Genomic DNA, 22,971 nt, shown 5'->3' with positions numbered 1-22,971 from the left:
TCACAGATCAATTCTGTCTTTCCGTGTTCTTCCGTGTAATTTATGTCTTTTAATAGAAATTCTTGGAATTATTTATTGATATGTTTGATTGTCGGTTTACCACAAAACATATCCTGTGACATTGGTACTTGAATTGTTTTTCCGTTGAATACTAGTTCTATTTCTTTTAAAGAAGAATTCATACAGGCATCTGTTACAGAGAACACGTATGAATTTGTTTCTTCTTTTACCAAAACTGTACAGGGAGAAGAAACTGATAAAGATAATCCATTGGCTTTCAACTCTTCGCCCTCTGTATAAAACACGGCTTCCAGCACCTTCTTATCAGAAGAACGTACGGCCTGAACCAAAGTATCATTCCTCAACACCTCAAATGGATATTTCCGGGCAGGTAAACCCTCGCCCGCATATACCACATATCCATAAGTATCATTTACCGGTGCCTTCCCATGATCTATCCACATACAGAAAATATCTACTTCAACAGGTAGATTTCTCTTGTTTTTGTTATCCAAGTTCATCTTCAACCAATCTGTTTTCTTCTTTTCACACACCGAATGTACCCTTTCTCTATATTCAGGGAAAGCAGAATAAGCGAACTTACCCTGTTGTACTGTCCACTCAATACCGTCACCTTCATAAATATACACTTTCCCAAATCTCTCCGTTTGGTCAATAGTGGTACGAATATTTCCCTCTTGATTTGGCTGTTTGTTAGTTATTCCTGCACCTAATGCTACCATGTAGTCTCCCAACATAAAATAGGACTTATAAGCTTTTACACCATAAAGTATAGGATTTTTCATAGCGTTATCACCACGGTCGTTTACTCCATCTTTATCTGAACCATTCATTTTTTCAAAGATAAATCCGGCAACGGCATTTTCATCTCCTAAAGTAGCGGCTGCAGCAAAGTTATGTTTACTACAATACCCCCGCCAGTTTGTTACGGGAGTCAGTTTGTCCATACCTTCGCGTGCTGTTACACCGGGAAAGGCCGTCACATCATAAGCGCCAAAAGCTTTACGGTATTCGTTTCCGCTTTTCTGAAAGAAAGTAGCTCCGTCAGCCGTATAAAAATTATAGTTATCGGCAAATCCCGTTGCGCTTTCAAGACCATCGCATCGTACTGAAGCCATATTAACCATAATATGGTAACGGTCGTTCTTCTTAATCAAATCATCATTATTAAAAAACCAACGAGTTCCGTTATAACTGCTTTCATACTTCTTCATACGAATAGATTTTTCCCGGCTTTCTGCATACAATTGTTTAATTTCCTGCAGTTCTTCCGCTGTAAAATACTCTTTCCAATCATTTTGTAATTGATTCAGCATTCCGGTATAACGAATATCAGAAGCCTCTGGTTTATAACTCATGGAATAACGATCCAAGCAAGGCAGATTGTAACCCTTGTAATAGTAGTAATTCCCCCCACGAAAATAATTCATCAATGCATTTATATTCTCTCGCGTCAGTTTCTGCTCCCATGGAGAGCCCTTAAGCATACTCATCATATTCAAGGCATTCAATGTCCCATCAATCGGATATCCCCAAATAAGACACTGTTTTCCATGTCCCCAACCAGCACCGTCAGCTGTGAAACCTTCGTTCCAGAACGACTCGCTATAAGTATTTTGTGAAGTTGCACTAATGGCTCTTTGGCAAACTTCCGCCAATAAATCTACCATGGGAACAGAACGAAACATGAAAGCTACCGGAAGTAATGATCGATATCCCAACGCATTTCCACCGACCCACCATACATGGTTTCGAAAACGTTCTATCTGAACCACATTCTTATCTGTTTCGTCATTACGATAAGGTTGAGTCCACGCCTGTAGACCAAGCATTTTCAACATATCACACACCGCAGACAATTGTTTATCTTTATTCCTTCCCTGTTCAATATCATCCATCAGTTGCAAATGACAGAAGTAAATATTTACCGCTGCTGTGGGAACAGCAAAACAGGAGGAATGAAAACGTCTTGAATTGTTGGGGCGACCTATCTCAATATTACCATAGTGCAAAATAGATTTCTGCCATTTATCCCAAAGTATCGCATCACGTTTTATGTCTAGAAGTCCACTCTTAAAAGCTTCCGAAATAGTCCACAAACGGTTCAATGCTTCTACGATCACCGCACCGGAATTTGCCTCATTACCATCAATAGTCTTTCCTACACTGTTATCATCCAAATCAGAAAAGGTACCATCAGCTTTCAAAAGGGCTACATTCTTTTCCCATTCCTTGGAACCTGTTTTAAATTTTCTATAACCATTTTTCGAGAAGTAATCCCGATAAGAAAGAATAGCCTGTTCTTTAGCCTTGTCTGTTGGTTTCGAGGCTTCCAATGCATATTGGCAATAATTATCGAAAGCTGCCTTTCGCTCGGTTTCCTGTGCCATAGCTGTCTGAAAAACGACAGTGATACCCATGCACAACCCCCATCTGATTAAATTCTGTTTCATCTTAGTTCTGTTTAAATTTCATTTTTTATCACAATCAAATAGCTATTTGATACCTATTAAAAGAAGCTACAAATTTACAAAAAGGGAAGAATCTCCCGACTCCTCCCTTTGCATTTCATCACCAATTCTTTAAGATTAGAAGTCTTGTAGATGAATTTACCATCCCGGATTTTGTGTTAAGTTATCATTCACATAAACCTCATTTTGGGGGATAGGATAAAGATACATTTTGTCATCCCAAACACGATCTTGTACCTTTTCTTTCTTATATGAGAGAATGCCATTATTATTCTGTATCTTCACACCATAGATTTCCTTTACGAGTTTACCCTCTTTCCAACGACGGATATCCCAAAAACGATGGTCTTCAAACGCCAATTCTATGCGACGTTCCTTATGTACTTTTTCACGGAACTCTGTTTGATTGGTAGCAACCACCCCTTTCATATTCGCAGCAGCACGAACTTGATTTAAAGCATCACGGGCAGAAAGTGGATGTGTAGCATCCGTATAATCCGGTCCTTGCCACTCATTCATAGCCTCAGCATAATTCAACAAAACTTCAGCATAACGATAACCAGGGAAATGGTGAGGTTTAGAAACCGGTTTTATCGGATCCAAAGATACTGTTTCATCCACCAGTTTCTTTAAATAATAGCCTGTAGTAGTAGCACCTTCCAATGGAGCACCATTCTTACCACCTTCGTAGGTTTCCAATTTAATTTTCATAAATGTCCGACCATTACAAAGTACATTCTGATAAAGACGGGGGTCACGGGTCGGTTTTCCTTTTGCGTCATAATACATATTAGCAACATGATCCGGATTGTTCCAATCGAACGGAGTACCATCCGCCATCTCATATTCATCTACCAGATTTTGTGTCGGCACATTTCTGCCAAGTGACACTTCTCCAAAACCACCAACAGGTAAATTTCCCTGTTCAAAAGAATTACTTGAACCGCCGCGAACCTCAAAAATCAATTGTTTGGATGGTAACACATCATTACCACTCTTATTCCACAATGGATCCTTGTCTATCTTTTCCAGTTGGTAAGCATTCAATTTAATTACCTCATATGCAGCATCAGCAGCTTTTTTCCAAAGAGTCACATCATTATTCTTATTAAACAACGGACTGGCTGCATAGAGCAATGCACGAGCACGAATAGCATAAGCAGCACCACGATTTACTCGACCGGTTTCTTGACCAATAAAATCATTGAAAGATACCGGAAGTTCGGGAGCCAGCGTAGCACACTCCTTATCAATATAGTCGATTATCTCTTGAAAAGATGATTTCTCCACATGATTGATTTCATCCATTGTATAAGTCTTCAATATCAAAGGGATATCTCCATAACGCTTGGCTAGTTCAAAATGATAAAGTGCACGCAGTACTTTTATCTCTCTCATCGACATATGCACCTTGTCCATATTATCTTTAAAATTCTTATCCCACTTATAAATCTCGAGCGCTTCCTCTGAATAATTTTCAAAGAAAATATTCACATCATGAATTAAATCATAATATTCTCCCCACTGAGCATCAATCGTATTAATCGGACTCCATTTGTTCGTATACATATCATAGATGGCATTACTATTCTGTGTATACATAGAATTGTCTGTAGCCGACTCGCGTAATGCTCCACCAATGGCACCGTAATCAGAAGGTAATTTACGATAAATAGCTGTAGTCTGCATCAGAATATTTTCAAAAGTCTCATAAGCCTGGTATTGTTCACGTCCTTGTGACTCGTCAAACTCCAGAAAATCACAACCACCCAATACAGTTGCAGCAGCCAAAAAGACTATGTATTTCTTTAGTTTCATATTGTTCTGTTATTTTTTAGAAGTTAATGTTTAAGCCTACATATACGGACATCAAATCCGGATAGTTGACAGAAAGATCTTCACAATTAGAATAATCTATATGATCCAGTGAGAACAGGTTGTTACCTCTTACATACACTTGACACTTTTCCATTCTCATGGATTTCACCCATTTCTGAGGCAGGTTATAATAAATATTCAGATTACGTAACTTGAAATAAGAACCGTTTGCTAACCACTGGGTACTACTACGGAAATTATTTGCATTATTAAGCGTAGTCAAACGAGGTAACGTAGCTGTATTTTTGGTTTCTTCCGTCCAACGTACATTATCTTCAATATACCACTTGGACAAATTGCTCTTACCGTCGCGCAATGGCCAATACACACTTGCCGTATTCAACATGCGGCTTACCTGTCCTGCACCTTGGAACAACATATCCACACCAAAACCTTTATACTCGAAACCAACATTAATGCCATAGAATAATCCTGGAGTAGTAGAATGACCGATAGCTACTACATCATGTTCGTCAATCTGCTTATCACCATTCTGATCTTTATACTTGATATCACCCGGACGTACCTCAGAGAACATCTGTTTAGGACTGTTTTCAATATCATCCCAGTCATTGAAATAACCGATAGCTTCCAAACCATAATTCTGTCCTAACCGATCACCTTTCTTATATAGATAACTATAAGGTTGGTATCCTTCACCATTTTCTATAATTTCAGTTTTCATGGACGAGAAATTTCCACCTACATAATAGTTAAAAGCCTCACCTACTTTATCTCGCCAAGTCAATGACACTTCAAGACCTTTTGTGTCGACTGCACCGATACACTGTTTAGGAACACCTGTACCTATTACTTCGGAGAATAAAGAACCGGCACTTACCAACATATTTCTTCGTTGATCCATATAGAAATCGGCACCCATAGACAAACGTTTATCCAACATCTGCAAATCCAAGCCGATATCATATTTGTCTGCCCTCTCAATATCTACATGATCCATAGCCAGTGGACCGGCAATTATACCACTACTACCTTGAGGCGTGTCACCAAACTGATATCCACCGGAATTGTTCCAGTAGCGTCTATCCAATTCATAATCAATATTATCATTACCCGATCTTCCCCAAGAAGCGCGGAATTTCAAGTAATCTATAATATTCTGATTTTTCATAAATGCTTCGTTCGACAATATCCAAGCTGCCGATATAGCCGGATAAGTACGATATTTATCATTTTTGCTCAGTACGCTTGTACCCATATGATTCACCACCATGTTCACTGCATACCGGTTATCATAGTTATAACCTCCGGCAAACATATACGATTGACGATACATAGATTTATTCCTTCCCTTCGGAACGTATGACTGTTGCCAATATTGCAACAGTCCATTCACTGCATGACGACCAAAAGCACGGTCATAACCAATCTTACCTTCAAATACCGTACGCATATATTGGGCATAAACACCGCTATTGTCAATAGACAAAGCCTTGTCTTCACCCTTTATTTCGGTAACTACTTCATATTCTCCGTTATCAGGATTAAGTATCAGATTATTTTGCTCATAAGCATATTCTTGCGTACCGGTCTCTTTAAATACGGCATCATTATCATAAGCAACGGACAATTCTGCACTTAAACCTTGCGTTATCATAGACAAATCCTGATGAATTCGTAAATTAGACTGCAGTAAACGACGATCCGTCCTGAAGTATCCTATATCAGCAATTTCTGCAATCGGGTTGTGTGGGAAAAGTAAACTCCCCCCCCATTGTCCGGAAGAAGTACGTACCGGAAACACTGCCGAAGGAGTGTTATACAAATAAGAGAAAATATTACCTTCACTTGTTCTAGGACGATTCTCTTCACGTAACATACCAAACATAGACAACGTAGCTGTAGTAGTACTGGTAAGGTCTATATCCAGATTAATGCGAGCATTCAAGTCGTACTTCTTCATCTGCGCGTCATAACGATCGGAAAGTTGAGTAAGATTCTCGTTCAATATACCTTGATCATTTTTGTAATTAATCAACGCATAGTATCGTAACGACTTACCCCCTCCACGGAAAGAAAGATTCAGCTGATGATTTGTTGTATGATTACGTAACGCCTCGCCCATCCAGTCTGTATTAGCATACAAATCCGGGCGTGAACCGTCACGAAAAGCATCTAAAGCCTCTTGGTTGTATTGTGGTTCCAAACCATCATAACGTAACGCTTCATTCTTCATTTGGGCATACGTATATCCGTCTACAAATTCCGGTTGGTTGACTGGTATTCCTACTCCAAAGGTATAATTCACGTTCATTTTCTTTGTGTTATACTGACCGCGTTTAGTCTTCACTACAATTACACCATTAGAGCCACGCAATCCCCATAAAGCAGTTGCAGTACCATCTTTAAGTACAGAGACACTTTCCACTTCGTCCATATTGACATATTCCAAAGGACGAGGTATTCCATCTACAATCACTAGTGGTTCGGAACCATTTAAAGAACCTCCTCCGCGAACTGTGAGACTGGCATTATCCGTCCAACCGGTATTCTGTTTTACCATCAATCCCGGGAATAGACCATTCAATGCATTAGTAAAGTTAGGAGAAGAATTTTTTCTCAGTATTTCACCTGAAATAGTCGTAACAGCTTGAGTCTGTTCACGCTCAGTAGACTCTGTCCCCTTGTTTTCTACCAAGAAATCCATATCGGTTAAACGGATTTCCACCGAATTACCAGATACCCATACACGTCTTGCCTTACCATCTGCATATCTCACTTCGATATAGTCACCTTCATCCGCTTTAATAGCAAATGTTCCGTTTTCATCGGTAATCACCTTGTTTCCTGGTGTACCTACAGTGGATACCGACACTCCCTTCATGGGAATACCATAACGGTCTTGCACTATACCTGTAACTGTCTGTTGGGCCATAGTTGAGAGCGAAAACAACCCGGCAAGCCCAAGCATCAATATATTTCTTTTTTTCATATCGCTTTTGTGCTAATAATTAGAATTTAGATTATTCCCAACCGGGATTTTGAACTAGACCATACTTTTTATTGATTTCTGCCAACGGCAACGGGGTCAAATAGTAACGATCATCCCAAAGTTCCACCCATTGACGTTTGTTGGGGAAGAATTGTGTCAGTTCATGACGATAAGAACCATCCGATTCTTTCCATGTATCCAGCGTATAGCGAGTGATGTCCAAATAATCTTTATGTTTCCAACGGTTGATATCAAAATAGCGTACTTCTTCAAAACCGAATTCCAATGCTCTCTCGCGTAAGATGGTTTCACGTAAATCCTTACCCGGAGCAACCATTTCCTTGGTATAGCCCCACATATCTACACGACTACGAACCAAGTTAATATAATCGTAAGCATCACGGCCAAATTCATCTTTTTCCGTAGCCTTACCCAATTCGTTCATTGCTTCAGCAATGCTCAAATAAATTTCGGGTAAGCGTAACAGGGGACATTCATAGAATTTATTCTGTACATCTTTTCTCAAATCCTGTGTATGTTTACGGACAGCTATTCCACAAATGGCATAATTATTCCAAATCCAGTCACCATTACCTTTACCTCCCATACGGTTAGGCGCATCACGCCCTCCCCAATAGATTTCTGCCTTACGACCCAGTATTTTATCCTGATTTACAATAACCGTCTCGTACAAACGAGGATCACGAACCATATTACCATCTGCATCGAAGAAAGGATATTTTGCATGTACCGGATTATTCCAGTCAAACTCAGAACCATCTTTCATTTGGAACATATTCACATAGTTCATCGTTGGTTGTCCTGCCCCATATCTAATCTGCGAAACAGACTTACTATTTACATTCCATTTGGTATAACGGTGGCTACATATCAAAATTTCCTGATTGTAACGGGTAAAATATCCATCCCAGAAATCCTTACGAGGATTTCCTGTATCCACTAATTTATAGAAATTACCATTCTTCTGATTCTCGCGTAAGAATGCCAAACCTGCATCCAAAGCCTTTTGCCAACGGCTCTTGTCATAATTTCCCCACCAGGTATAATGAAGATTCGAAGCCTCACCATCTTTAAAAGGTTGGTCACTGTTAAATAAAGGACTAGCGGCAAACAACAAGAAGCGTACCTTCAATGCCATCATTCCGGCTTTTGTCATTCGTCCATCATCAATAGCTTCTACCTTCCAAGGTAACATCTCGGCAGCCTCGTCTATCAGTCCACAAACTTTATCCACCATCTCTTCTACTGTCATGCGGGTAAACTTCATTTCATCTTCAGGGCTATAGGCACGATCAATCCATGGCATTCCTCCCAAATAACGGAACATTTGTACATAATGGAAAGCCATAATAGCCTTAGCCTCTCCTTTGCGGATATATTTTTCTTCGGGTGTCATATCAGGCACACGATCCACATTGTCTAAAAAGAGATGAGCCTTACGGATACCCCAGGTAGCAGAAAAAGCTCCATCGTCTTCATCATAAAGTATCTGATAAGGGCCACCACCCGGATCGGCTGCAGATATGGTTCCTTTGTGATAACCATTACCACCACCTTTAGTCATATCGGCCAAATCGGTCAAGGATTCCAATATACCCCATGATAATCGATTTTGATGTGGCATAAAATCAGGAAGCGTATGATAAACCTGCGCCAATGCCTGTTCGGCATATATCTTATGCGCATACACACTGTCTATATTCATCTCGTCACTCAACGGCTTCTCAAGAAAGGCATTGCCAAACTTGAAATCGTCGCATCCTACAAACAGCAACGAAGAAGCCACCAACAAACTACTGATATATTTATTCATAGTCATATCTTTTTTAGAAAGTAATATTCACACCCAAATTATAAATCTTTACTACAGGATAACTGGCATTGTACCAATCCGTAATGGATTCCGGATCCATAATATCAAGTTTATCGAAAGTCAACAAATTATAACCTGTCAATTTAATACCTAACTGACTAATGCCAAGCTTCTTCAAAGTAGAATTGTTTGTGAAGTTATATCCCAGAGTCAAGTTCTTCAGCCTCAAATATGAACCGTCTCTGACCCAAAGGTCTGATTGTCTATGATTATAATCAGAATGATCCTTAGACAGACGAGGAGCAGTAGCAGTTCCAGCTGTTTCGGGACGCCAGATACCTTCTGTCTGATAATCCAGCAAGCCACTGTTCAATGGAGTACTAAAGTAACTACTTAATACTTGTGAACGCTCGGCTGCTCCAGTCCAGTTCATGGAAAAGAAGAAACCCTTGTAATCGAAACCATAATTCAAGCCGAATGTATAATTAGGACGTTGAGTAAAACCAATCTGGCATTGGTCGTCCTCATCGATAAATTTATCTCCATTCAGATCCTTATACTTCACATCACCCGGCAACACGGCAACCTGTGTACCCGGAACGCCTTCTTTCAATGTATATTTTTTATTACCTTTATCATCGGTAGTGATATCGAAATCACTATCATTATAAAAACCTTCAGTTACATAGCCAAACACAGCACCTACCTGTTTACCTGTACGCCACAAATAAGGTTCATTAGGTTCTACCTCATCTTGGAAAATAATCTTATTCTTGGCATATGACATATTAGCATTAATGTAATAACCAAAATTATCACCGATACGGTCATTCCAGCTCAATTCAATTTCATATCCTTTATTCTCCACTTTACCCATATTCACCACCGGAAGCAAGGCCTTAGTAAAAGCCGTGATACCCGGAAGGGTTCCGCGCGCAATCAAGATATCTTCACGTTTTTCTTTAAAGAAATCAAATTTAGCTTTCAAACGATTCTTCAAGAAATTCATATCAATACCATAATTCTGCTTTAAGGAAGTTTCCCAAGTCACATTACGATTACCTAAACGATTCTCTAACGTACCTTTCATGACAGTTGTATTGTCATAACCAAAGTTATATCCCCACTGATTATTTCCCCAATCTTTATCAGTACCGCTTTTATCCACATTATAACTGTCCGGCAAATAAAGGAAACGATTATTACTCATATTATCATTACCTACCAAACCGACAGTAGCTCTGAATTTCAAGAAATCAAGGAACTTGATGTTCTTCATAAATTTCTCTTCAGAAAGGATATATCCCAAAGAAAAAGCGGGAAAAGTTCCGAAACGTTTGTCCGGAGCAAAATTTTCAGAACCATTATAACCAATGTTAAACTCAGCCAAATAACGAGACTTGTAATCATAAGTAGCTCTACCTACCAAACCTACATAAGCTGTAGGAATAAAGCCGAATTGCTTGGGATAATATTTTTTATTTTGATTGTATAATAACAAACCGCTTACATTATGATCTCCAAATTTACGGTTATATCGGATACTAGCCTCAAAATACCAATCGCGCCCACGTCCATCTTTTTCTTCATAAACCGGCTTTTCATCATTTCCTTCAACCAAATAAACAATCTCTTTGTTGAAATTTGGGTCTGTAAAATCCATTTCCGGATTTTCCAGTTCTGATCGATAATAAGCTGTATATGATCTGTATCTGGCAGCCCGCTTTATCATACGTTTCTCAAAACTATAGGTTGTATTATAAGCCCCTTTCACTTCAACAGAAAGCCCCTTAGTCAAGAAATCTAACTTTTGCGTCAAAAGCAAATCCATATTTAACGTATTGGACATGTGTTTAACCGAGCCACGATTATAGACAGCTGCGACAGGATTACCATTTATTATATCACCGAATTTATTAGGAATAGTAATCGGTTTTCCATCAACAATACCCGGGCTTCCAAAAGGTAAACCACCATTGATAGTTCTCCATAAATCTCCTTCAGCCACAGCTCCTGACTTTCTATTACCAACTATACCACCTATACCCAACTTCAAGGTAGTAGATTTACTAATATCCATATCTAAGTTGGTACGATAATTATAACGATTATAGCTATATCCTTCCGATGAATTACCAAAATCTTTGAAAAGTCCATCTTGGAAGAGATAACCAACAGAAATAAAATAACGTACCTGATCAGTACCACCTGATATATTAAGATTGTGTTGTGTTTGTACGGCTCCCTTCTTCATCATATAATCACGCCAATCTACATTGGGATACATTATAGGTTCATCACCTAAACGGAAACGTTCCAAATCATAGTCCGTAAAATATCTGTCCGGATCACGACCATCATTTATTTCACGTTCTCTAAACAGTGTAGCATACGTATAGCTATCCGCATTATGTAATATATAGGTCGGTGTTTGTACCCCCACTGATGAACTAAGTGCTATCTTTGCTTTACCTTTTTCACCACGACGAGTAGTTACAAGTATCACACCATTAGCACCACGTACACCGAATACAGCTGTGGCAGAAGCATCCTTCAACACAGTAACATCTTCTATTTCATTGGGATCCATCTGAAAGAAACTACGTTCTACACCATCTACCAAAATTAATGGAGCAGAAAGATCTTCAGTCAACGCACCGGCACCACGAATAAAAATCTTAGGATCTTCAGCACCGGGTTGTCCACTTGTTTGAACCGATGAAAGTCCCGGTATCTTACCTGCCAAAGAGTTAGCTACACTGGCATTAGGTGATGCCAATAAAGCCTCTGTTTTTACAGAAGAAATAGCACCCGTCAACGTCTCTTTCTTTTGTACACCGTATGCCACTACTGTAACTTCTTCCAGCATTTCAGAGTCCTCTTTCAAAACTACCTTAACGTGGTTTTTGCCATTTAGAGGTATTTCTACCTCTTGATAACCGATAAAACTCACTTTCAGAATAGTATTTTTTAAACTTGGTACCTGTATTTTAAAATTACCGTCTACGTCGCTGATTACACCGGTAGTACCACCTTTAACAATAATATTGGCACCAATAATAGGTCCCATATCATCAGAGACATTACCTGTAACCGTGACTTGCGCTAAAGCCATAGTAGGCACAAAAAACATCATAAGTGATAGCCAAAGAGCTATCTTAAATCTGATTTTTCTTTTCATAAATACTAAATTTAAATTATTACATTTCACACACTTTTTTATTAGAAATCCATAGAAGAGAGGTAGAAGAAAGAAAAGTCAACATCTGATACTGTTGTACAATACAAATTTTCGTGCCATAATTATTAGATTTAAAAAGATTAATTAAACAGGTTTAATTAGTTATTATTAAAATACTCATAGTTTACGGCAACAAAAGTAGAAGTATGGACATTGGAAACCCTTATATATAGTTCACAAAAGCTGTAATTTTATTCAAAAGAGAATGTATAAGCCTCTCCCTACGTATACAGAGTCTGGAATAAGAGGGAAAACAGAAAAGTTACAAATATAAAAAAGAAGCTCCCGATGAAACTTTTTATTTCTCATCAGGAGCCAAATATATTATAATAAATTAAGGATGTAACCTATAATAAAGGTAAAAGATTACATTTTACGCAGTTCCACATCGAAACTGGCTGCATCCCTGCACGTAAATCGCAGTACTGTCTGTTTCTTATCGGTAAAAACGAGTTTACAATAAGAAGTTTCAGCTACTTGCCACTGCCCTTTCAAAGTAACGGTTACGGGTATCTCACCACTGTCATTACTTATCCACGGGCGAGAATAGATACTACGTTCAATACGTTTACCATCTTTATCAAACGCCTCATCGCTTAAACCACGATATAGTGCAAGATCCGGTTGCGAAACGGTCAGTAAAAGTTTGTCTTTGTTCTCACGTATCATCACAAGGCAGGAGGTATCAACTTTCTGTAACAATCCTTCCGCAGGTAGTTCCTGGGGAGTTTCAAACAATACGTATGAAGTCAAATTATCTGCTAAGGAACGAACGATATGTGCGTTACGGTCTTTTTGGAGAACCTTATAAGTAGGTTTCTTGGCGAAAACTTTCAAAGAAATAACATCAGTATGGGGCAACACAGCATATTCATAAGAAGCAGCTTTGGGTGCTATACCATGTTCCAAGACAAGTGACACCCAATTGCCAGAAGTAGATTTGGTACTACGCTCACCTACAGTTACTTGCGGAAAATTCTTTTCATAACGTGCGTTTGCCATAGAAGTCTTAGACAAATAATATCCTACCCCATTCGGATCTATATAAGTGCATCCGTCACTCCGGTAATTATCCCAATAACGATGAGTTTCAGGAGTAGTGGCAGCTAGCTGGAATACAGTGGTTTCTGTAGGATATTCAGTATTTGTATTCTCAATATCGGTACCGAGACATACAATAGTACCATCAAAGAAGTGGAAAGATTTACGCGCACGATGTGAACCGTTATACTTATCATGTTCGTGCAACTTCATGCCGAAATTGCCATTGAGACGCGCTTGTGACAATCCTCCAGCAAATGCTTCATCGGAATAGAGCATCTCCTCCATACCTGAAAAAGTATCTACATTCAACACCTTAGCACGTAACTGGTCGAAAGGCAAATGAATACTGGTTACCCCCGGAATACGATTCCAATCAAAGCCGTTTTCTTGCCAACCACTAGTAGCAAAAGTAACCATTTCATCGGGCTTTCCAGTCAAGATCTGCATGCTACCGTGTGCCAAATAACGCCCGTAGAAGTTGGCTGGCAGATAATGTTCGGCAGCCCATAGATAGCGAGAATGCCCGCGTACCACCGCCGCCCAATTATCACGACGCTGCACAGATACACACCCGTAACCCAACGCAAGATTACCCTGTGGGTCAGGTTCAGGACGGAAACCTTGTGTTTCGAGTAACTTTTTCATTTTCAGTTCTTGCTTAGTAGAAGCTTTCGGCAAGTAATCGGGAACATCCTTATCCGGTGTTTCCGTATAAGCAACCAAACGCAGATAAGCGGTAGCCATTTCAGAGTCATATTTTTGTTTACCATCCGGTGTACCAGCCATTGCCATAGTGGCGTAGTGAATGGGGATCAGTTCTCCCTTCCCATTAGGATGACGACCAGACATAGAAAGTGGCCATTGTTTCAGGTTACAATAGAAACGCATTGTAAGGAGTACATTTTTCACCGTTTCGTGTGCTAACTCGGAAAGTTTGAATTCCGTACCACTCAACAGGTAAATCATACTTGTAGCGCCATCCAACCCACCTACTGCATATGCAGGATAATTATTACAATGGTGGAAACATGCTCCGTCTTTCTTAAAAGAACCTCCCAAGCCTATTGCCGGACGGCATCCATAGTCTAACCAACGGGAAAAAGAGCGTAGATATTGCAATTTCTCAGGAGTATCTTCCATAATCAAGATACTGGCAACACGACCTTGTAGCTTCGTATTAAAAGTATCTATATCAATACCATTGACAGTCGGTTTAGGATATACTTCATTCGTAATGGCATACCAATTCAACGTACGTTCCGCTTCATCCAGCTTACCGGCATCACGCAATACATCTTTCATCAGGAAATAAGAGACAAAGAGTCCGCGCATACTGTATCCATAATGATGTATATTCCCCCAACAACTACCATATGCAACTCCTTGATCAGTAATATTGTCATACATAGCCAGAAATTTCTGTTTCAACTCACTTTTCACAGCTATGTCATGCGCATCCAGATAAGCTATAGAAATACGTTTCATCAGATTAAAGTAGTCACTCATCTCCACTCCCAGTTCAGTAAACATACCTTGGTTCCAGTCAGGCAACATTCGTTCATACGCCTCTGAATGGCGCACAAAGTACACGGGAATTCCCGATACCTTTCCATTCTTGTAAGTTATCTTGTAAAAATCGTATTTCTTACGAATTGTCTCCATTTCTTTTTCCGAAAGCTTGGAAGGGGTATAAAGCATATCTCGAAAACGATTTTCCATGATTTGTATATCCCGCTTTTGTTTCCCGGTGATAGGCGTAAGAGGAATTTCCGGTTTCCAAAGAGAATGTTCATAGATTACTAACCAGTGATTGGTAGTTCCCTTGTTGACAAACGGAACCTGCACATCGGCCGTTTGCTGGCGGGCATCCACCTTACTGGCAGTAACGACATGATCCAGAAAAAGTTTTCCTTTTATATCCGGAGCAATAATACGTATCTCATTCATCCCTTCTTCAGGTATGCCCTCCATATCCCGTTCATAGCACACCCATGCGGCACGCCATCCGGTGAAATTAATTCCAAAAGGGAAAGAGGTACATTTCTTACCGTCTTTCAGGAATTCAAACTCTATCTTCTTGTCTTGTGCCTGTTCGTTGTATACCCACACAATAAAAGCGGAAAGATAAGTATCTTTTCCTGTCGGATCTTTCTTCTCAAATCTCAAATCTTTCTCAATGGTAAGGACTGCTCCCGGTCGAAATGTCCAACTCAAGCTTTGCCGTCCATCTCTATAATGTTCATCACTAATACCCAGTTGGGAGTTTGTTCCTGTAATGAAAGCCGGTACCTGTGTATCTTCAAAAGAAAGTAAACGTTCATTTTTCACTATCTGAGCTTCACCTTTCACAGGCATCCACATCGTAAGAAGCATACCTGCTCCTATTGTCCACTTACTGAATTGCATCATGTTTGTTTATTTAAGGTTTTCTATTTTATTCACTTTAAAATCTGTAAAAAATACATGGTTCTGCCACAAGCGTAGAGCAAAATACCCCTCTCCTTTACCTTTTGTCACAGGTAGACTGAAAAGTTCTTCCCCATTCACCCGGAAAGTCGTTACCCCGTTCACCACACGGATACGTATTTCGTACCACTGCCCAGCCTTGAGCAGATGAGCGGCGTCTGTATACTCTTTCAATACAGGTTTGATTTTGGCATCATCTACTCCGTAGTATTCTGCATGATACTCGCGGAAACGTGTTGTCTTGTTTTCATTACCACCATAACCTACATAATATAAATTCAGAGTATTATAATTTTTAAATTCCCCATTACGCCATCGGCTACGAGTAAAGAAGTCATTAGGATAAGTGGGGTCATTAGCACCCCAAAAGCAGTTCATATCACTAAGACGATCGTACTTACCGTTCTCCAAAATAAACTTAACACGATAGCTGATTTCATAATTACCCGTCAGACGGTGTTTATACCAGAGGGAAAGTCCATCAGGAGAAACAATATCCATAGTATCTCCCATGCATGTGATACACACTTCACCAGAAGAGTCTTCAGGTATCCAATCCGAAAGTTTATTGGTAGCTTCCACTGCTACACCAGAGAAAAAACAGAATATGAGTCCTATCAATAAAGGTTGTAATCGCATATTTAGTTAATCCAATAATTTTACATTATACAAAGAAACCTCTCTTTTTTGGAAAAGAGAGGTATAAATCGTTCAAAAGAAGTATAAAAATGTAGTTATCTACCCAAATCGAAGAGTACTAAATAGGAATTTATATTTTTTCCCCTTTAGTTTTAGTGGAACGAGGAGTACCTTACGGATGCAGTTCCTCAAAAGCTCTGTTTTCTTCTTGAATAGTACGAACCGTTTCTTCCAGCTCTCCAATAGGCAAATCGAAATTGTACCAATCATTATAACAATCTGTAACGTACCATTTATCTCCTATCAATTCAAAAACGATACGAAGAGAAGGTTCAGACTCATCATAACCTGCTTCAAACTCTTTGAGAGTGGCTTTATTCACGGTAAAACGGGAAATGTATACTCCTCCTTCTTCCTCCGTGATACGTCCTTCTTTCAAAGTTTCCTCATCGAGCAAAGGCCATTTGTCCCGTGTGAAAGGGAATTTCTGTTCTGTCTCACCATCATCTTTCAATAAGATAATAGGAGACTTTAAAGGAAACTTGATACGGGAATACTGAAATGAAGCACTGGATGTAAACTTCTGAAGGAATGTTTTAAAATCTTCCTCGGCTACCAGACTATTAATTGATAGCATAAGTGCTGTACACAGACAAAAGACAAAGTGAATTACCTTCATATAAATACATTGTTATTCAAGGCGCAAAGATAATATAAAAGTGATAAGATGATAGATTTACCATCTTTTTTTCAAATACTCATATCCAAAGCGGCACCGTAAGCAGTCTTTTTTGTCGCAATATTCCTTTTGCAATTGAAGTAAAGCTTGCGAATCGGCAGCCGTATAAACAGGTAATCCGGCACCACTCCATAGGCGGGTGACATAGTTGTTTTCAGCTTTCAACGTTTCAAGAAAATGGGTAGCCCGGTTACAAAGGGATTCATCTGCTTTGTGTAGCCCGTAAGCATAAAGGAAAGGAATGATCGTATTGATGAGGATCAGGTTCAAAGCATTCTCTCCTACCCGTTTTTCCTGTTTCGAAGATATTTTCTTAAAAGTAAAGTGTTCTTCCCAATAAGAGGAAGTTTTTATAGTAAGCATCTTTTTTACCTTTTCCAGTGTACTAGCTTCCATGACGCGAGAAAAAAGAGATTGCTCTTTATGATATAAATAAGCTAGTTGTGCCAGACGGACATGAGGGAAGTTACCAGGGCGTAAACGGAGGAAACGCCATTGTTCGACAGCCATCGGAACAGATAATTCAAATTTATGTTGCAGATAATGAAACTCTTTCCGGAGTTTTTGATAATATTCATCGTTTTCCGGAAACTCATCTTCTAACAATCCGGCCTGTCCCAGGAAAAAAGCTTCTATCTGAAACAGATTATCCCGATGCTTGTCCATCGCACGGAAAGGTAAATGATTAGCCCATGCTTCAAAAGCATCTCCATTCAACCCGAAGCCAAAATTACGGGCAAGGGTAATAAAAAAAACATCCTCCCAATGATTATTACACTTTTCTAAACGTCTTGTAATGGCATAGGATTTCTGCTCGAAACGTTCTACCTGTAAAACTGACAACCAAGAATGAATGGTAAATTTAGGAAGTGAACCGAGAATGGAGTAACAAGGTGGATAAATCTCTGCCTGACGCAGTTCTCCGTATCGACGGCTGACGCTTTCGGGACATTGAAGTAGCAGTTGGGGAACAGTCTCTCCGTTAGTACGGGTGACTTCACAGTCAGCTTCACCCACTACATGAAGGATAACACTGTTATATGCATTATCTAATTGATGCCCATGACGATACCAATCGGAAGAGCGGGTATGTATCTCTACATTTCCTACCCAAATCGTACCGTCGATTTTCAGCTTGGCGTTAAAGAAATCGGGGCCTGCATTCATGTTTGGCAATCCGGTATCTATTACTTCGACCGGCTGTCCGGAGGTCGTTTGGAGTGCAGTCAGGGGAAAAATCTTATGCCTCCAAACGTAATGCAGTAATTGTTCCATTGTTAACAAGACGTTAATGTTGTGTGCAAATGTAAGAAAAAGATTACCTTTGCGTCCTATAGTTTGTTGATAAACTGAATAAAATACAAAAAAACAATGAAAATAGCATTAATCGGTTACGGGAAAATGGGTAAGGAAATCGAAAAGATTGCCCTCAATCGCGGACATGAAATCGTCAGCATCATCGACATCAATAATCAGGAGGACTTCGAATCGACAGCTTTTAAGGATGCCGATGTAGCCATAGAATTTACTAATCCGATGGTGGCTTACAATAATTATATAAAAACTTTCAAAGCAGGCGTAAAGTTGGTTTCGGGTAGTACCGGCTGGTTGGAAGAGCATGGTGAAGAAGTAAAGAAACTTTGTACAGAAGGTGGTAAGACATTGTTCTGGTCTTCTAACTTCAGTTTAGGAGTAACTATATTCTCTGCCGTCAACAAATATCTGGCAAAGATAATGAACCAATTTCCCGCTTACGACGTCACCATGAGCGAGACACATCATATACATAAATTGGATGCTCCAAGTGGAACGGCAATCACTCTCGCCGAAGGTATTCTGGAAAATCTTGACCGCAAAGACCATTGGGTAAAAGGGAGATTACAGGCTGCCGACGGAACAATTTCTGGTTCTATGGAGTGTGCTGCAAACGAATTATCAGTAAGCTCTATCCGCGAAGGAGAAGTTCCAGGTATACACAGCATCCGTTATGATTCCGAAGCAGACAGTATTACAATCACCCACGATGCAAAGAACCGTAAAGGTTTCGCACTGGGTGCCGTATTGGCTGCCGAATATACCGCAAAACATGAAGGTTTCTTAGGAATGGACGACTTATTCCCTTTCTTGAAATAAACAAAATTAAATGATACATTATGAGAAAAGCAACACGTACCCAATGGATTAAATTCGGTATTGTTACCTTATTATATTTTGCATTTCTTATCTGGGTGAAAAGCTGGTTGGGACTGATTGTCGTTCCTTTTATATTCGACATTTACATCAGCAAAAAGATACCCTGGGGTTTCTGGAAGAAGTCCAAGAACCCGGCAGTGCGTAGCGTAATGAGTTGGATAGATGCTATAGTCTTCGCTTTGGTAGCTGTCTATTTCGTTAACATCTACATATTCCAAAATTACCAGATACCATCTTCTTCTCTGGAGAAATCATTGCTGGTAGGCGATTTTCTATACGTCAGTAAGGTCAGCTATGGTCCGCGTGTACCGAATACTCCGCTCTCCATGCCGTTGGCGCAGCATACACTGCCTGTCTTCAACACAAAATCGTACTTTGATTGGCCACAATGGAAATATAAGCGTGTACCGGGTTTCGGAAAAGTCAAGCTAAATGATATTGTGGTATTCAACTTTCCTGCCGGAGATACGGTTGCTACTAACTACCAACAAACCACCGACTTCTATACCCTTGCCTACAATGAAGGACAACGTATGTATCCGAATAAAATAAACATGGATAGCTTGACGCGCGATCAACAGCGTACTGTCTATGACTTATATTATAATGCCGGACGAAATCTTATTCTTTCCAATCCCAAAATGTATGGCGAGGTTTTAGAACGCCCTGTAGATCGCCGCGAGAATTATGTGAAACGTTGTGTCGGCCTGCCAGGAGATACTTTACAGATTAAAGGTGGACAAGTTTACATTGATGGTAAAGCTATTAAAAATCCGGAAGATCTACAGTTCAACTATTTTGTGCAGACTACCGGCCCGTATATTCCCGAAGAAATGTTTCGCGAACTGGGTATCAGTAAAGACGATCAATCGCTAATGACGAATGACCTGAATTGGGAGGAAGGGCTTATGGAAATGGGACTAGACCGCCGCGATACTCAGGGGCGTTTAACTCCGGTCTATCATTTACCGCTTACCCGGAAAATGTACGACACGCTTGCCGGAAACAAGAAACTTATCAGCCGTATCGTTATGGAACCGGAAACCTTCTCGGGACAGATGTACCCCTTGAACCTATATACCCAATGGACACGGGATAACTATGGTCCTATCTGGATACCTTCCAAAGGATCTACTATCACTCTGACAGCGGATAACTTACCTATCTACGAACGCTGTATCGTGGCATACGAAGGTAATAAATTGGAACAAAGACCGGATGGCATCTATATCAATGGTGAAAAAACCGATACTTATACTTTCAAAATGGACTACTATTGGATGATGGGCGATAACCGTCATAACTCCGCCGACTCCCGTTATTGGGGATTTGTTCCGGAAGACCATGTAGTGGGTAAACCTATTGTGGTTTGGCTTTCTTTGGATAAAGACCGGGGGTGGTTCGACGGAAAAATCCGATGGAACAGAATATTTAAGTGGGTAGATAATATTTAGGGATTAAACTAATTAAAAATGATAAGATAAAATCGGAAAATGAAAGTACGGAAGATAACAGGAACAGTAATCGGAGTAATATTCGTAGTAGTATTACTCCGTAGCTGTGTAGCAACTTCCTATCTTATTCCTTCTTCGGGCATGGAAAATTCTCTTTATTGCGGAGAACGTATTCTCGTAAACAAATGGAGCTATGGCCTGCGGCTTCCATTTATAAATATTTGTGGATATCATCGCTGGATGGAAAAGCCGGTACAGAAAGAAGATATTATCGTATTCAACAACCCGGCAAGCCTCTCGGAACATACCATCGACCAAAAGGAAGTATTTATCAGTCGCTGCCTGGGAGTACCTGGAGACACATTGTTAATAGACTCTCTTTTTTCCGTAATTCCATCGGAAAAGAATGCACCAGACCAAAAGTTTCTCTATACTTATCCACGACAAAAAGAATGTCAGCTGGATTCACTGCTCATCATCCTGTCTATCTTCCCCAACAAGTTGTTGGGACAAGATAGTGTCAGAAGTGTACGAAGTTTCAGCCGATATGAGTATTACTTACTGGAACAGGCACTGGGAAACAATAACTGGATAGAACCTATAAGCAAAGAAGACTCTACCGAAGTGTTGAAACCACTTATCATTCCAGGTAAAGGAAAACCTGTACGAGTATATCCATGGAATATAACTTTACTGCGGAATACTCTTGTATTGCATGAGAAAAAGCATGCCGAGATAAAAAATGATACACTGTACGTAGAAAGTAAACCAGTACAGCATTGCTACTTCACTAAAGACTATTACTGGGTAGGTGCCAACAATTCTATCAACCTCTCCGATTCACGTTTATTCGGTTTTGTACCTAAAGACCATATCATCGGAAGAACTTCCCTCATCTGGTTCTCCAAAGAAAAAAAATCAGGACTGTTTAGGGGTTATCGTTGGAACAGGATGTGGAGGGAAGTAAAATAAATAGAAAAAAGTTGCCTTCATCTCTTATAACATCCTCAACATCTCACACTCAAATGTATTTTCTTTCTAGTCATCAGCACGGTAAGAATTACCTTATAGAACAGGGAAAATTAACTGTAAATCTACCAATGAGTATTCTTACTACGGCAATGATTAAGATTAGTAATCAGAAAAAGAGAATAATTTTTAGAAAATAGACTACTAATATCCAGGAGACATATTAAAAAAATTGCAGAAATTATCTACCTAAAAAAATATTTCAATAACTTTGTTTTCGGTAAACATAACGATAAAGAATTCGTAAATCTTATAATTGAGTATTATAAACTTATTACTTTATTGCTATTCAACAAACAATTAACTACAATTTATCAAATCGGCGTTAAATACATTAATGAAAACTGTATATCTTTCTTCTGCCTATTTGGCACCCATAGAATATTATACCAAACTTCTGGTATACGATGAAGTGTTTATCGAACAATATGACCATTATGTGAAACAGACATACCGTAATCGTTGCACCATTGCTGCACCAGACGGTGAATTAATTCTTTCTATTCCTACGGTAAAGCCTGATACACAGAAATGCCTGATGCGTGATATACGTATTTCTGATCATGGAAACTGGCGACATCTTCATTGGAATGCCATTGAATCTGCTTACAACCATACACCTTTCTTTGAATATTACAAAGACGATTTCCGACCTTTCTACGAAAAGAAATATGAATTTCTAGTCGATTTCAATGAGGAACTTTGCCACCTTATCTGTTCATTGATTGATATACAACCAAACATGAATCGTACGACTGAGTATCGTATGGAATTTACACCAGATGAAGCAGACTTCCGAGAACGCATTCACCCTAAAAAAGATTTCAAGAAAGAAGACCTTGACTTCTTCCCCAAACCTTATTATCAGGTATTTCAGGAAAAACTTGGTTTCTTACCCAATCTCAGTATTATCGACTTATTATTTAATATGGGACCAGAAAGCCTATTAATACTCCAACAATGATCTTTTGACTTTTCAACTATATATCCTGATGACAGGAATTAAAGT

The 22,971-nt window shown here is 39.5% G+C and carries 13 protein-coding genes; 4 read left to right on the top strand and 9 right to left on the bottom strand.

Annotated elements, in window-relative coordinates:
• Nucleotides 1–68: 68 nt before the first annotated feature.
• The 9 genes from DXC10_RS02245 to DXC10_RS02205 all read right to left on the bottom strand — a co-directional run bounded on the left by DXC10_RS02245 (nt 69) and on the right by DXC10_RS02205 (nt 18,561).
• Nucleotides 69–2,474, bottom strand: coding sequence for a polysaccharide lyase family 8 super-sandwich domain-containing protein (locus tag DXC10_RS02245; RefSeq protein ID WP_117737268.1), 2,406 nt, complete (start codon nt 2,472–2,474; stop codon nt 69–71).
• A 156-nt stretch (nt 2,475–2,630) separates the two neighbouring features.
• On the bottom strand, nt 2,631–4,310 hold the full coding sequence (locus tag DXC10_RS02240; RefSeq protein ID WP_117737267.1) for a RagB/SusD family nutrient uptake outer membrane protein: 1,680 nt from the start codon (nt 4,308–4,310) through the stop codon (nt 2,631–2,633).
• Between the two features lie 16 nt (nt 4,311–4,326).
• Nucleotides 4,327–7,323, bottom strand: a complete 2,997-nt coding sequence (locus DXC10_RS02235) for a SusC/RagA family TonB-linked outer membrane protein (protein WP_233519849.1) — start codon at nt 7,321–7,323, stop codon at nt 4,327–4,329.
• A gap of 31 nt (nt 7,324–7,354) precedes the next feature.
• A complete protein-coding gene (locus tag DXC10_RS02230; protein WP_117737266.1) occupies nt 7,355–9,163 on the bottom strand; it encodes a RagB/SusD family nutrient uptake outer membrane protein in 1,809 nt (602 codons plus the stop codon).
• A 7-nt stretch (nt 9,164–9,170) separates the two neighbouring features.
• On the bottom strand, nt 9,171–12,293 hold the full coding sequence (locus DXC10_RS02225) for a TonB-dependent receptor (protein WP_101542114.1): 3,123 nt from the start codon (nt 12,291–12,293) through the stop codon (nt 9,171–9,173).
• 471 nt (nt 12,294–12,764) lie between these two features.
• On the bottom strand, nt 12,765–15,815 hold the full coding sequence (locus tag DXC10_RS02220) for a chondroitinase family polysaccharide lyase (RefSeq protein ID WP_370448197.1): 3,051 nt from the start codon (nt 15,813–15,815) through the stop codon (nt 12,765–12,767).
• A 42-nt stretch (nt 15,816–15,857) separates the two neighbouring features.
• Complete coding sequence (locus tag DXC10_RS02215; protein ID WP_117737264.1) at nt 15,858–16,547, bottom strand: DUF6250 domain-containing protein; 690 nt, start codon at nt 16,545–16,547, stop codon at nt 15,858–15,860.
• A gap of 172 nt (nt 16,548–16,719) precedes the next feature.
• Nucleotides 16,720–17,226: a DUF4348 domain-containing protein gene (locus DXC10_RS02210; protein ID WP_117737263.1), complete on the bottom strand. Its 507-nt coding sequence runs from the start codon at nt 17,224–17,226 to the stop codon at nt 16,720–16,722.
• 57 nt (nt 17,227–17,283) lie between these two features.
• Nucleotides 17,284–18,561 (bottom strand): DUF2851 family protein, encoded by a 1,278-nt coding sequence (locus DXC10_RS02205; protein WP_101542110.1) that lies wholly within the window; start codon nt 18,559–18,561, stop codon nt 17,284–17,286.
• Nucleotides 18,562–18,657: 96 nt separating this feature from the next.
• On the opposite strand from DXC10_RS02205, the gene dapB reads away from it, so the two are divergent.
• The 4 genes from dapB to DXC10_RS02185 all read left to right on the top strand — a co-directional run bounded on the left by dapB (nt 18,658) and on the right by DXC10_RS02185 (nt 22,926).
• A complete protein-coding gene (gene dapB / locus DXC10_RS02200) occupies nt 18,658–19,419 on the top strand; it encodes a 4-hydroxy-tetrahydrodipicolinate reductase (RefSeq protein WP_117737262.1) in 762 nt (253 codons plus the stop codon).
• Between the two features lie 20 nt (nt 19,420–19,439).
• Nucleotides 19,440–20,933, top strand: a complete 1,494-nt coding sequence (lepB, locus tag DXC10_RS02195; protein ID WP_117737261.1) for a signal peptidase I — start codon at nt 19,440–19,442, stop codon at nt 20,931–20,933.
• A gap of 39 nt (nt 20,934–20,972) precedes the next feature.
• A complete protein-coding gene (lepB, locus tag DXC10_RS02190; RefSeq protein WP_117737260.1) occupies nt 20,973–21,905 on the top strand; it encodes a signal peptidase I in 933 nt (310 codons plus the stop codon).
• Between the two features lie 394 nt (nt 21,906–22,299).
• Nucleotides 22,300–22,926 carry a WbqC family protein gene (locus DXC10_RS02185; RefSeq protein WP_117737259.1) on the top strand — a complete coding sequence of 209 codons (627 nt, stop codon included), beginning with the start codon at nt 22,300–22,302 and terminating at the stop codon, nt 22,924–22,926.
• Nucleotides 22,927–22,971: the final 45 nt, after the last annotated feature.

It is taken from the genome of Bacteroides sp. OM08-11, from assembly GCF_003438665.1.
Taxonomy (GTDB): Bacteria; Bacteroidota; Bacteroidia; order Bacteroidales; family Bacteroidaceae; genus Bacteroides; species Bacteroides cutis.
The sequence above is the reverse complement of the archived record's forward strand: the minus strand, read 5'-3'. Positions and strand labels throughout refer to the sequence as shown.

Bases quoted from the DNA above. Each gene is read 5' to 3' on its own strand.
- DXC10_RS02245 (WP_117737268.1), bottom strand. From the start codon at position 2,474: ATGAAACAGAATTTAATCAGATGGGGGTTGTGCATGGGTATCACTGTC.
- DXC10_RS02240 (WP_117737267.1), bottom strand. From the start codon at position 4,310: ATGAAACTAAAGAAATACATAGTCTTTTTGGCTGCTGCAACTGTATTG.
- DXC10_RS02235 (WP_233519849.1), bottom strand. From the start codon at position 7,323: ATGAAAAAAAGAAATATATTGATGCTTGGGCTTGCCGGGTTGTTTTCG.
- DXC10_RS02230 (WP_117737266.1), bottom strand. From the start codon at position 9,163: ATGACTATGAATAAATATATCAGTAGTTTGTTGGTGGCTTCTTCGTTG.
- DXC10_RS02225 (WP_101542114.1), bottom strand. From the start codon at position 12,293: ATGATGTTTTTTGTGCCTACTATGGCTTTAGCGCAAGTCACGGTTACA.
- DXC10_RS02220 (WP_370448197.1), bottom strand. From the start codon at position 15,815: ATGCTTCTTACGATGTGGATGCCTGTGAAAGGTGAAGCTCAGATAGTG.
- DXC10_RS02215 (WP_117737264.1), bottom strand. From the start codon at position 16,547: ATGCGATTACAACCTTTATTGATAGGACTCATATTCTGTTTTTTCTCT.
- DXC10_RS02210 (WP_117737263.1), bottom strand. From the start codon at position 17,226: ATGAAGGTAATTCACTTTGTCTTTTGTCTGTGTACAGCACTTATGCTA.
- DXC10_RS02205 (WP_101542110.1), bottom strand. From the start codon at position 18,561: ATGGAACAATTACTGCATTACGTTTGGAGGCATAAGATTTTTCCCCTG.
- dapB (WP_117737262.1), top strand. From the start codon at position 18,658: ATGAAAATAGCATTAATCGGTTACGGGAAAATGGGTAAGGAAATCGAA.
- lepB (WP_117737261.1), top strand. From the start codon at position 19,440: ATGAGAAAAGCAACACGTACCCAATGGATTAAATTCGGTATTGTTACC.
- lepB (WP_117737260.1), top strand. From the start codon at position 20,973: ATGAAAGTACGGAAGATAACAGGAACAGTAATCGGAGTAATATTCGTA.
- DXC10_RS02185 (WP_117737259.1), top strand. From the start codon at position 22,300: ATGAAAACTGTATATCTTTCTTCTGCCTATTTGGCACCCATAGAATAT.